Annotated in this window: 11 protein-coding genes; 6 read left to right on the forward strand and 5 right to left on the reverse strand. The window is 73.7% G+C overall.

What is annotated here, in order from left to right; genetic code table 11:
- From ABZ641_RS15830 to ABZ641_RS15840, 3 genes are all read right to left on the reverse strand, one after another.
- Positions 1 to 1,164, reverse strand: a 1,164-nt coding sequence (locus tag ABZ641_RS15830; protein ID WP_359982292.1) for a sensor domain-containing diguanylate cyclase, incomplete at its 3' end; no start/stop codon positions are given.
- Between the two features lie 227 nt (positions 1,165 to 1,391).
- Positions 1,392 to 2,480 carry an adenylate/guanylate cyclase domain-containing protein gene (locus tag ABZ641_RS15835; RefSeq protein WP_344622096.1) on the reverse strand — a complete coding sequence of 363 codons (1,089 nt, stop codon included), beginning with the start codon at positions 2,478 to 2,480 and terminating at the stop codon, positions 1,392 to 1,394.
- Between the two features lie 143 nt (positions 2,481 to 2,623).
- Positions 2,624 to 3,496, reverse strand: a complete 873-nt coding sequence (locus ABZ641_RS15840; RefSeq protein ID WP_344622191.1) for a biotin--[acetyl-CoA-carboxylase] ligase — start codon at positions 3,494 to 3,496, stop codon at positions 2,624 to 2,626.
- A 327-nt stretch (positions 3,497 to 3,823) separates the two neighbouring features.
- Between ABZ641_RS15840 and ABZ641_RS15845 the strand changes: the two genes are divergently transcribed.
- Positions 3,824 to 5,416, forward strand: coding sequence for an acyl-CoA carboxylase subunit beta (locus ABZ641_RS15845; protein WP_344622097.1), 1,593 nt, complete (start codon positions 3,824 to 3,826; stop codon positions 5,414 to 5,416).
- 24 nt (positions 5,417 to 5,440) lie between these two features.
- Complete coding sequence (locus ABZ641_RS15850; protein ID WP_359982280.1) at positions 5,441 to 5,659, forward strand: acyl-CoA carboxylase subunit epsilon; 219 nt, start codon at positions 5,441 to 5,443, stop codon at positions 5,657 to 5,659.
- Between the two features lie 81 nt (positions 5,660 to 5,740).
- On the opposite strand, the gene ABZ641_RS15855 is transcribed toward ABZ641_RS15850, so the two are convergent.
- Entirely contained in the window at positions 5,741 to 6,190 is a 450-nt protein-coding gene (locus ABZ641_RS15855) for a DoxX family protein (RefSeq protein ID WP_359982282.1), read from the reverse strand.
- 155 nt (positions 6,191 to 6,345) lie between these two features.
- Between ABZ641_RS15855 and ABZ641_RS15860 the strand changes: the two genes are divergently transcribed.
- Positions 6,346 to 6,522, forward strand: coding sequence for a hypothetical protein (locus tag ABZ641_RS15860; protein WP_344622099.1), 177 nt, complete (start codon positions 6,346 to 6,348; stop codon positions 6,520 to 6,522).
- Between the two features lie 65 nt (positions 6,523 to 6,587).
- Entirely contained in the window at positions 6,588 to 7,187 is a 600-nt protein-coding gene (locus ABZ641_RS15865; RefSeq protein WP_344622100.1) for a nucleoside triphosphate pyrophosphatase, read from the forward strand.
- Positions 7,188 to 7,198: 11 nt separating this feature from the next.
- On the opposite strand, the gene ABZ641_RS15870 is transcribed toward ABZ641_RS15865, so the two are convergent.
- Positions 7,199 to 7,942: a hypothetical protein gene (locus tag ABZ641_RS15870; protein ID WP_359982286.1), complete on the reverse strand. Its 744-nt coding sequence runs from the start codon at positions 7,940 to 7,942 to the stop codon at positions 7,199 to 7,201.
- 252 nt (positions 7,943 to 8,194) lie between these two features.
- Between ABZ641_RS15870 and ABZ641_RS15875 the strand changes: the two genes are divergently transcribed.
- Both ABZ641_RS15875 and ABZ641_RS15880 read left to right on the forward strand, forming a co-directional pair.
- The gene (locus ABZ641_RS15875) at positions 8,195 to 8,941 is read left to right on the forward strand and encodes a hypothetical protein (RefSeq protein ID WP_344622102.1); all 747 of its coding nucleotides are present in this window, start codon (positions 8,195 to 8,197) and stop codon (positions 8,939 to 8,941) included.
- A gap of 224 nt (positions 8,942 to 9,165) precedes the next feature.
- Positions 9,166 to 10,938 carry a biotin carboxylase N-terminal domain-containing protein gene (locus ABZ641_RS15880; RefSeq protein ID WP_359982289.1) on the forward strand — a complete coding sequence of 591 codons (1,773 nt, stop codon included), beginning with the start codon at positions 9,166 to 9,168 and terminating at the stop codon, positions 10,936 to 10,938.
- Positions 10,939 to 11,061: the final 123 nt, after the last annotated feature.

Here is an 11,061-nt window from a genome sequence, read left to right on the forward strand (position 1 = left end):
GGCGGGGCCGCGGAAGCGCCGGCGGTCGGCGTTGCCGCGCTGGCCGGGGCCGCCGCGGCGGCCGTCGGCCCGGTGGTGCGGGTCGGCGGCGTCGGCGAGCAGCACGGTCGGGTCGGGCGAGAAGCCGGGGCCGTGGCTGCGGCCGGCCACCACGGGGTGGGCGGCCCGGGATGCCTTGGCGCGGTACTGGGCGGCGTCGGCGAGCCGGAACAGCCGGTCGGCGGTGGAGACCGGGCCGATGGAGTCGCCGGTGGAGGCGACGCCGCAGGCGACGCCCTCGCCCTCGGTGAGTTGCAGGGCGCGGGCGCAGAGGTCCTCGGCGACGGCCACCACCTCGTCGGCCTTCTGGCCCTCGACGAGCAGGCAGAACTCGTCGCCGCCGAGCCGGGCGGCGAGGCTGCCGGGCAGTTTGGCGGCGCAGAGCGAGAGCTGGTGGGCGAACCGTTCCAGCAGGCGGTCGCCCATCTCGTGGCCGAGCTGGTCGTTGACCCGTTTGAGGCCGTTGACGTCGCAGACGACCAGGCTGACGACGGTGTTGTCGCGGTTGTGGGCCTGCAGGGCGCTCTCCAGCCGGGCGTCGACGGCGCGGCGGTTGGCGAGGCCGGTGAGCGGGTCGGTGAAGGCGAGCCGGCGCAGGTCGGCGAGGCGTTCGGTCTGCGAGAGACCGGCGGAGATCTGCGCGGCGAGCAGGGTGGCGTAGTCGACGTCGGCCTCGTCGAAGACCGGCAGTCCGGCGCGGCGGGCGAGGTAGAGCTCGCCCCAGGCCTGGCCGTGCAGGACGATCGGGGCGACCAGGCAGCACTCGCGACCGCGCCGGCGCAGTCCGGCGGCGCGCTGCAGGCAGAAGGCGCCGGCGGCCGGGTGGTCCGGTGCCGGGCCGGGGTCGGTGTCCTCGGCGGTCTGCACCCAGGCGCGGGGCAGCCGGCCGGTCGTCCAGTGTTCGTCGAGGTAGGTGACGATCTCCGGGAAGTCGGCCACCGGGTAGGACTCGTCCTCGGGGAACTCCTCCTCGCCGGCGGCGAGTTCGCCGTAGTTGGCGAGCACCCGGAGCCGGCCGGACTCGCGGTCCCAGACCGAGACGGCGGCCATGGTGGCCCCCAGCGCGGCGGTGGCGCGGACGGCGGCGGCCCGGACGGCCTCCAGCGGGGTCAGCGCCCCGGCCATGTCGTGGGCGAGTTCGACGACCGCGCGCAGGCGCGCGTCCGGGGTGGCAGGGGGTCGGCCGGCTCCGTCCGCCGCGCTGTCCGCCTCACCGCTCAACCGGATCGCCTCGTCCCTTGGTCCGCCCTGGTGCGCATCCATCCTGGACCAAGATTATGGCGATTTGGTAAGGCATTGCCCGATTTGTCAAGGTGAAGTCGCGGGGGTTCGCGGCACGCGGCGGCCCGCGGTCACTCCGGGTCGTGGCTCCGGGTGAGCAGCCAGGGCTCGACCAGGCCGAGGCCGCGCACCGGGCGCCGCCACATCGGCTGCAGGTGGAAGGGGAAGCCGCCCTCGGCCTGCCGGCCCGCCGGGTCGTCCGGCACGTACGGCGGGACGGCGCCGGTCTGCTCCAGCGCGGTGGCGAACTCGCCGTCGACGAGCACGGCGTCCCGCGGGGCGATGGAGGTGAGCCGGCTGGCCAGGTTGACGGTGGTGCCGAAGACGTCGCCCATCCGGGAGGTGACGGTACCGAAGGCCATGCCGACCCGCAGCGCGGGCATGGTGTCCTCCTTGGCGAGCGTCTCCACCAGGCAGAGGGCGATCTCGGCGGCGACCGCCGGGTCCTCGGTGACGTAGAGGATCTCGTCGCCGAGCGTCTTGACCACCCGGCCGCCCTGGCCGGCGATGAGGTCGGAGCAGGTGGTCTCGAAGGTCTCGACGAGCGAGCCGAGCTCCTCCTCCTCCAGCCGGCGGGAGAGCCGGGTGAAGCCGACCAGGTCGGCGAAACCGACGGCGAGCCGGCCGCTGGTGATCTCGTTGTCCTCGGCGGCGTGCACCACGCGGCCGGTGACGGCGGCGAGCTGGCGGCGCCAGACGTACACCAGGAACTGCTCCAGCTCGGGCAGCAGCAGCTCGGTGAGCGGGTAGGCGACCTCGGCGCGGGTGAGGCCGGGCTCGACGGCCTGGGTGAGGTTCTCCAGGAAGGTGTCCATCTGCCAGCCGGCGAGCCGGGCGGTGGTCTGGCCGGTGGAGCGGGCGACCTGGATCGCCATCGGCTCGCTGAGCAGCCCGGACTCGATGAGGCCGGCGAGGCGGCGCAGGGCGATCACGTCGTTGTCGGTGAGCGCCCGGGACTGGCCGATGTCGGGGAAGCCCATCGCCCGCCAGAACCGGGTGGCGAGGTCCATCGGGACGTCGGCCGCGCGGGCCGCCTGGTACGGCGTGTACTTGCGCGGGGCGTCGAGGATCAGCCGTTCCAGGTCCAGCGCGACGGTGCGTTCGCCCGCCCCGCCGGTGCCGTGGCCGCCGTTGCCGTTGCCCGATTCCTCGTCTGCCACCGGTCCATCCCCGTGCGGTCGCCGCACTTCCTCTTGTCCTGCCTGTCAAGGGCGGCCGACCACCCGGGGGTAGTGGCGCGCCTCACACCGCTGCCAGGTGGAATGTTCGCACGGAATCCCGCAATCCGGGGCATCCGTCCGGATCAGGCGGAGTCCGGACGCTCCGGGCGGACGTGCACGACGTCGCCGGCGGCGACCGGGTGGCGGGCACCGTCCGGGGTGCGGACGACCAGCCGTCCGTCGCCGTCCACCGCGACGGCCTCGCCGGTGAGTTCGCGCTCGCCCGGCAGCTGCACCCGCACCGGGCGGCCGAGCGTGGTGCAGCGGGCGGTGTAGGCGGGCAGCAGTCCGCTCGCGTGCGGGTCGCCGGCGGCGGCCCGCCACTCGCCGTACAGCTCGGCGAACTCGCGCAGCAGGCCGCGCAGCAGGGTCTGCCGGTCGGTGACGGCGGCGCCGGCGAGGGCGAGCGAGGACGCGGTGGGCACCGGGAGTTCCTCGGCTCGCAGCGAGACGTTGATGCCGAGTCCGGCGACGACGGCGCCGCCGGACAGTTCGGTGAGGATGCCGCCGATCTTGCGTTCCTCGCCGCCGACGGTGACCTGCAGGTCGTTCGGCCACTTGAGCCCGGTGTCGAGTTCGGCGATCTTGGCGACGGTGGCGGCCGCGGCGACGCCGACCAGGATCGGCAGCCAGCCGTACCGCTCGACCGGCACGCCGGTGGGCCGCAGCAGCATCGACAGGAAGAGGCCGGAGCGCGGCGGGGCGCTCCAGCGGCGCTCCATCCGGCCGCGGCCGGCGTGCTGGGCCTCGGCGACCAGGACGGCGCCCTCGGGGGCGCCGTCGCGGGCCCGGGCGGCGAGGTCGGTGTTGGTGGAGCCGGTCTCGGTGACGACGTCGAAGGAGGTCCACAGGCCGCCGGGGACGACCAGGTCGCGACGGAGGGCCACGGTGTCCAGCGGCGGGCGTTCGAGGTCCGTCCAGGGGGAGGGTCCGGCGCCCTGGCCGAGGCCGCGCAGGCCGCTGCGGCGGGGACGGGTGGGCTCGGGCTGCTCGGCGTCGGTCACCTGGCCAGCCTACCGACGGGGCACCGGCGAGGCCGCCGCGGCGCAGGGGGCGCGCGGGCCCCGCGCGGTGCCGGCGGGGGTGCGCGGAGGCGGCTGCGGGCGCCCCGGCCACAGGCCGTTCCATCGTGCCGCAGAAGGGAGGGCCGACACACTGTGTCGCTGGCCATAACACGATTCGCGCGCGGCTGGCTACGCTACTTGGCGGTAGTCGCAGTGCCGCCCTGCCCTCATGCCGTCGTCGGCTTCGGGAGCGGCCAAGGACCAGGGAGAGCCACCTCAATGACCGAGGCGCCGTACGACCCCCACAGCACCGCCGGGAAACTCGCCGACCTGCGGCGCAGGATCGACGAGGCGGTGCACTCCGGCTCGTCCGCGGCCGTCGAGAAGCAGCACGCCAAGGGCAAGCTGACGGCGCGTGAGCGGGTTGTGGAGCTGCTGGACGAGGACTCGTTCGTCGAGTTCGACGAGTTCGCCCGGCACCGCTCGACCAACTTCGGCCAGGAGAAGAACCGGCCGTACGGCGACGGCGTGGTGACCGGCTACGGCACGGTCGACGGCCGTCAGGTCGCCGTCTTCGCGCAGGACTTCACCGTCTTCGGCGGCTCCCTCGGCGAGGTGTTCGGCGAGAAGATCGTCAAGGTGATGGACTTCGCGCTGAAGACCGGCTGCCCGGTCATCGGCATCAACGACTCCGGCGGCGCCCGGATCCAGGAGGGCGTGGTCTCGCTCGGCCTGTACGGCGAGATCTTCCGCCGCAACGTGCACGCCTCGGGCGTCGTCCCGCAGATCTCGCTGATCATGGGCCCCTGCGCCGGCGGCGCGGTGTACTCCCCCGCGATCACCGACTTCGTGGTGATGGCCGACCAGACCTCGCACATGTTCATCACCGGCCCGGACGTCATCAAGACGGTCACCGGCGAGGACGTCGGCATGGAGGAGCTGGGCGGCGCCCGCACCCACAACACCAAGTCGGGCAACGCCCACTACCTGGCCGCGGACGAGAAGGAGGCGATCGAGTACGTCAAGAACCTGCTGTCGTACCTGCCCTCCAACAACCTCTCGGACCCGCCGGCCTACCCCGAGCAGGCCGACCTCTCGATCACCGACGAGGACCTCGAACTCGACACCATCGTGCCGGACTCGGCGAACCAGCCGTACGACATGCACAAGGTGATCGAGCACGTCCTGGACGACGGCGAGTTCCTGGAGACCCAGCCGCTGTTCGCCGGCAACATCATCACCGGCTTCGGCCGGGTCGAGGGCCACCCGGTCGGCATCGTCGGCAACCAGCCGATGGACCTGGCCGGCTGCCTGGACATCGACGCCAGCGAGAAGGCCGCCCGCTTCGTGCGGACCTGCGACAGCTTCAACATCCCGGTGCTGACCTTCGTCGACGTGCCCGGCTTCCTGCCCGGCACCGGCCAGGAGTGGGACGGCATCATCCGCCGCGGCGCCAAGCTGATCTACGCCTACGCCGAGGCCACCGTGCCGCTGATCACCGTGATCACCCGCAAGGCCTTCGGCGGCGCCTACGACGTCATGGGCTCCAAGCACCTCGGCGCCGACCTCAACCTGGCCTGGCCGACCGCCCAGATCGCCGTCATGGGCGCCCAGGGCGCGGCCAACATCGTCTACCGCCGCGAACTGTCCGAGGCCGCCAAGGCGGGCGAGGACGTCGACGCCCGCCGCGCCGAGCTGGTCGCCGAGTACGAGGACACCCTGCTCAACCCGTACCTGGCCGCCGAGCGCGGCTACGTGGACGCGGTCATCGCGCCGAGCGAGACCCGTCGGCACGTCGTCCGCGGACTGCGGGCGCTGCGCGGCAAGCGGGAGACGCTGCCGCCGAAGAAGCACGGCAACATTCCGCTGTAGTCCGTTCCGGGAGAGGATCGACCCATGGCCCCCATCCAGGTGCTGCACGGGCAGCCGACCCCCGAGGAGCTGGCCACCGTCCTGGCGGTGGTCCAATCCCGGGCCGCCGCCGCGCAGGCCGCCGCCGAGGCGGCCGGCCGGGCGGGCGGCCCGGCATCCCCGTGGCGCGACCACGCGCGGAAGATGCGCACCATGCCGGCCCCCGGCCCCGCCGCCTGGCGGACCTCCGGCTGGGCCCGCTAGCAGCCGAGCCGCCGGACGGCCCGGTGCACCCCCCTGCGCGGGGCGGTGCGCCGGGCCGTTCTGCGTGCTGCGGCGGGCCGGTCAGCCCGTGGCGACCGGCCGGCGGCCGAGCAGGCCGTCCAGCGCCACCGCCCCCGGGCCGAGCACCGCGATCAGCAGGAACACCCAGGCGAACAGCGCGGCCGGCTCGCCGCCGTTCTGCATCGGCCAGAGCGCGTGCTCCTGGTGCACGGAGAAGTAGGCGTACGCCATCGAGCCGGAGCAGACGACGGCGGCGGCCCGGGTGGCGAGCCCGAGCAGCACCAGGGCGCCGCCGACGAGCTGGATGACCGCGGCGTACCAGCCGGGCCAGGACCACGCCTCCACCGTCGCGCCGCCCCGGCCACTGGCCGGGACGCCGAACAGCGAGGCAGCGCCGTGGGCCGTGAACAACAGGCCGGCGACGACGCGGAACAGGGCCACCGCATACGGGCGGACGGCCTCTAATCTGACGGACGAACGGGACACGGTACGTCTCCTCGGCTGGAACATGCGGAAGCCGGACGCCGGTGGGCACCCGGGGAGTCCCTGACCTGGTGGCGCTGCCGCGTCCTCCGCCCGCACGGATCATGGACGCGACAAGTCGTCCGGACCATTGGAGGGCCGGCCGCCCCGCACGTCAAGGGTTCCGGACGGAGGACGAGGGTTTGAGTACGCGTACTCAGGCGCCGTCCGCGGCCGCGGCGCAGGCTGGTGAGGTGCTCTGGTCAGACCCCCGCGACGAGCCCTCCCCGGAAGCGCGGAGGGCGCAGCGGATGCTCCGCCGCGCCGGCCTGCTGCTGGCGGTCCTCGGCTTCGTCGCGGCCGTGCTGCTGGTGCGGTAGGGCCCTCCGGCAGGGCTTGCCCGGGGGCGCCCTCGCTCTCGCCGGTTGCCCCTAGGCTGGGCGGCATGACCGATCGCCGCATCCTCGTCCTCGCGTCCGCCTCCCCCGCCCGGCTCGGGCTGCTCCGCCAGGCCGGCCTCGACCCGCAGGTCCGGGTCAGCGGGGTCGACGAGGACGCGCTGACCGCCGCCACCCCCGCCGAACTCGCCCTGGTGCTCGCCGAGGCGAAGGCCAAGACGGTGGCCGCGGGCCTGTCCGACGGCGAGCTGGTGATCGGCTGCGACTCGGTGCTGGAGCTGGACGGGCAGGCGCTCGGCAAGCCCGCGGACGCCGCCGAGGCGCTGGAGCGCTGGCGGTCGATGCGCGGTCGGTCGGGCGTGCTGCAGACCGGCCACTGCGTCGTCGACACCGCGACCGGCCGGCAGTCCTCGGCGACCGCCTCGACCACGGTCCGTTTCGGCACCCCGGACGACGAGGAGGTCGCCGCGTACATCGCCTCCGGCGAGCCCCTGCACGTGGCCGGGGCGTTCACCCTGGACGGCCGGTCGGCGCCGTTCGTGGAGGGCATCGACGGCGACCCGGGCAACGTGATCGGCCTGTCGCTGCCGCTGCTGCGCCGCCTGCTGGCCGACCTGGGCGTGCGGATCACCGACCTCTGGGTCTGAGCCCCCGCGCGTCAGCGCTTCGGCGGCGCGGTGCGGGCCAGGAAGGCCAGCACGTCGGGCATCGCGCCGTCGGAGAGCAGCGGGGCGCCGTGGTTGGAGCCCGGGTAGATCTTGAGCTGCTTGTCCTTGGCGGCGGCCGTGTCGTGCAGGCCGTGCGCGTAGTCGGCGAAGGGCTGGTCGCCCGCCTCGGCGGCGAACAGCACGGGGACGGTCAGCCGTTTGACGGCGTTGCTCGCGCTGTCGCCGCCGAAGGACTCGGCCGAGCTGAGCGAGACGACCGCGGCGGGCGGCACCGCGAGGTCGGGCAGCGAGCCGGCGACGATCGAGCCGGTGCCGCCCTTGGACGCGCCGACCAGCACCAGGGCGGCGATGCCCTTGGTCTTCAGGTAGCCGGCCACCTGCTGGATGTTGTCCGAGACGTTCCCGTTGGCGGTGTAGGGCAGCACCGCGTAGCCGGCCTTGGTGAAGGCGTCCAGGTAGGGGATCCAGTCGCAGAGGCTGCCGCCGTTCTGGTGCGAGAGGACGACGGCGGTCTTCGCGCCGCCGGTGTCGGAGTCGCGGAAGTAGGCCTGCACCGGGGCGAGCCCGTCGACGGTGACCGACCCCTTGGCGGCCTGTTCCTCGGTGAGGCAGCCGTACCTCTCCGGGCCGCTCGCGGCCGCGGGCGCGGGTGTGCCGCCGCCGGAGGAGCAGCCCGCCAGCACCGCGGCCGCCGCCAGCGCGGTCGCGAGCCGTAGCGCCGTGGTGGTCCGCATCACATCGTCTCCCCGGGCCGAGGGCGGCCGGCCGCCGCCCGACGGGGCGTCACGTTAGGGGGAGCCGCAGGCAGCGTCAATGGTCCATACCAGTCTCCACCGGCGGCGACGCGAAGCGGAACGGTCCGCTCCGCACAGTGCCCTGCGGAATCGGACAGAACCGGGGGCGAACTACTGTCGCGGCGGGCCAGCCCGGCCCCGTACCGTCCCCCGATAGGCTGACGCAGCCGTCGGCCGGAAGGAGCGGGGGACATGACCGACAGCGTCCTCAACGTGGTGCTCGGGCTGGTGGCGTCGGCCATCAGCGCGGGCATCGGCTGGCTCGCCCAGACCGTGCGCCGCCGGCGCCGGCTGGAGCGCACCCAGCGGTTCTTCGGCATGCCGGAGGGCACCGAGTGCCTCCTGGTGGTCAATCGGGACGCCGGGGCGCGCGCCTCCACGGCCGTCGCACGCAACGACGTGTACGCGCTGATGGAACTCGCCGCCCTGGTGCGCGAGTGCGGGGCGCGGGCCGAGATCGTGGCGCACGACCAGGTGCGTCAGGGGCTCGGCGCCAAGGCGGAGTTCTGCCTCGGCGGGCCGTCCAGCAACAACCGGACGGCCGCCCACCTGGCGTCCTGGCTGCCCGGGGTGACCTCCGCCGCGGGGGACACCGACCTCACGATCACGGTGGGCGACAAGGAGTTCCCGCTCACCCGGCCGGTGCAGGAGGGCGTGCCGGTGTACGCCCTCCTGGCCAGGGTGCACGCCGGATCGGGTGACCGGCCGGTCTTCCTGATATCGGGTCAGACCTCCACGTCCAACCACGCGGCGGTCCGCTACCTGGCGGCCAACCACCGCGCGCTGGCGCGGCGGCACGGCACGGACAGCACGTTCGTGGTGGTGCTGAAGGTGGTCAACCCCGGGGCGTACGGTCCGGACGTGGTCGAGCTCGCCGCGGAGGTCACCGCCAAGGCGACCGCCAGGCCGGCGCCGGCGGCCGCCACGGCGGCGGCCTGACCTCCGTGTGGCGAAGGCCACGGGCCCGCACCGACGGCCCGGGGCCGCTGCGCGCCGCGACGGACCGCGGCGCGTAGCGTCTCTACCAGCGGGGTCTGCCGCTGCGTGGTCGCGTGATCACGAAATCGGGTGACGCTCCGTGTGGGCTAGCTCACCACCAGGGACTACTCGCCGGTAGTGCCCTCAGATCCCTAGACTCAACGAGGTTCAAGAAGGGAGCCACAGTGCGCAAGGTGCTCATCGCCAACCGCGGAGAGATCGCTGTCCGCGTCGCCCGGGCGTGTCGGGACGCCGGTATCGCCAGCGTCGCCGTCTACGCCGAGCCTGATCGGGACGCGCTGCACGTCCGCGCGGCCGACGAGGCCTACGCGCTCGGCGGCGACACCCCCGCGACCAGCTACCTGGACATCGCCAAGGTGCTCAAGGCGGCCGCCGACGCGGGTGCGGACGCCGTCCACCCCGGTTACGGCTTCCTCTCCGAGAACGCCGACTTCGCCGAGGCCGTGATCGCGGCCGGTCTGATCTGGATCGGCCCGCCGCCGCAGGCCATCCGCGACCTCGGCGACAAGGTCACCGCGCGGCACGTCGCCCAGCGCGCCGGTGCCCCGCTGGTCGCCGGCACGCCGGAGCCGGTGTCCGGCGCCGACGAGGTCGTCGCCTTCGCCACCGAGCACGGCCTGCCGGTCGCCATCAAGGCGGCGTACGGCGGCGGCGGCCGCGGCCTGAAGGTCGCCCGCACGCTCGAGGAGATCCCCGAGCTGTACGAGTCCGCCGTCCGCGAGGCGGTCGCCGCCTTCGGTCGCGGCGAGTGCTTCGTCGAGCAGTACCTGGACAAGCCGCGGCACGTGGAGACCCAGTGCCTGGCCGACCAGCACGGCAACGTGGTGATCGTCTCCACCCGTGACTGCTCGCTGCAGCGCCGCCACCAGAAGCTGGTCGAGGAGGCCCCCGCGCCGTTCCTGACCGACGAGCAGAACGCGGAGCTGTACCGCGCCTCCAAGGCCATCCTCCGCGAGGCGGGCTACGTCGGCGCCGGCACCTGCGAGTTCCTGGTCTCCCAGGACGGCCTGATCTCCTTCCTGGAGGTCAACACCCGTCTGCAGGTCGAGCACCCGGTCTCCGAGGAGGTCACCGGCATCGACCTGGTCCGCGAGATGTTCCGGATCGCCGACGGCGAGGAGCTCGGCTACGACGACCCGGAGATCCGCGGTCACTCGATCGAGTTCCGCATCAACGGCGAGGACCCGGGCCGCAACTTCCTGCCCGCCCCGGGCACGGTGTCGCTGTTCGCCCCGCCGTCCGGCCCGGGCGTCCGCCTGGACGCCGGCGTCGAGACCGGTTCGGTCATCGGCCCCGCCTGGGACTCGCTGCTCGCCAAGCTGATCGTCACCGGCAGCACCCGGCAGCAGGCCCTGCAGCGCGCCGCCCGTGCGCTGGAGGAGTTCAAGGTCGAGGGCATGGCGACCGCCATCCCGTTCCACCGCGCGGTGGTCACCGACCCGGCGTTCGCGCCCGAGGTGCACGGCAGCGACGCGCCGTTCTCGGTCTACACCCGCTGGATCGAGACCGAGTTCCAGAACACCATCCCGCCGTTCGCCGGGGCCGGCGCCGAGGGCGAGGAGGCCGAGGGCCGCGAGACCGTCGTCGTCGAGGTCGGCGGCAAGCGGATCGAGGTCTCGCTGCCGTCCTCGCTGGGCGTCGCGAGCGCCCCGGCGGCGACCGGCACCAAGGTCGCCAAGCGCCGCGTCGGCGCGAAGAAGGCGGGCTCCGCGGTCAGCGGCGACACCCTCGCCTCGCCGATGCAGGGCACCATCGTCAAGGTCGCCGTCGAGGAGGGCCAGGTCGTCGCCGAGGGCGAGCTGATCGTCGTCCTGGAGGCCATGAAGATGGAGCAGCCGCTCAACGCCCACAAGGCCGGCACCATCGTCGGCCTCAAGGCCGAGGTCGGTGCCAGCGTCAGCAGCGGCGCCGCGCTCTGCGAGATCAAGGACAACTGACCCCACGTCAGACGTCGGACGGCCGGCCCGCACCCCTCGGGTGTGCGGGGCGGCCGGGGGGCGGGGGGGGGCGGCGCAGAGTTATGTTAATCCCCCCAGACTTATAACAAAAACACAAACAAT

The organism is Kitasatospora sp. NPDC007106, assembly GCF_040634455.1.
In the GTDB taxonomy this organism is placed as follows: Bacteria; Actinomycetota; Actinomycetes; order Streptomycetales; family Streptomycetaceae; genus Kitasatospora; species Kitasatospora arboriphila.

Coding starts and splice junctions, on each gene's coding strand:
- ABZ641_RS15855 (WP_359982282.1), bottom strand. CDS start 6,190: ATGTTCCAGCCGAGGAGACGTACCGTGTCCCGTTCGTCCGTCAGATTA.
- ABZ641_RS15865 (WP_344622100.1), top strand. CDS start 6,588: ATGACCGATCGCCGCATCCTCGTCCTCGCGTCCGCCTCCCCCGCCCGG.
- ABZ641_RS15870 (WP_359982286.1), bottom strand. CDS start 7,942: ATGCGGACCACCACGGCGCTACGGCTCGCGACCGCGCTGGCGGCGGCC.
- ABZ641_RS15845 (WP_344622097.1), top strand. CDS start 3,824: ATGACCGAGGCGCCGTACGACCCCCACAGCACCGCCGGGAAACTCGCC.
- ABZ641_RS15875 (WP_344622102.1), top strand. CDS start 8,195: ATGACCGACAGCGTCCTCAACGTGGTGCTCGGGCTGGTGGCGTCGGCC.
- ABZ641_RS15850 (WP_359982280.1), top strand. CDS start 5,441: ATGGCCCCCATCCAGGTGCTGCACGGGCAGCCGACCCCCGAGGAGCTG.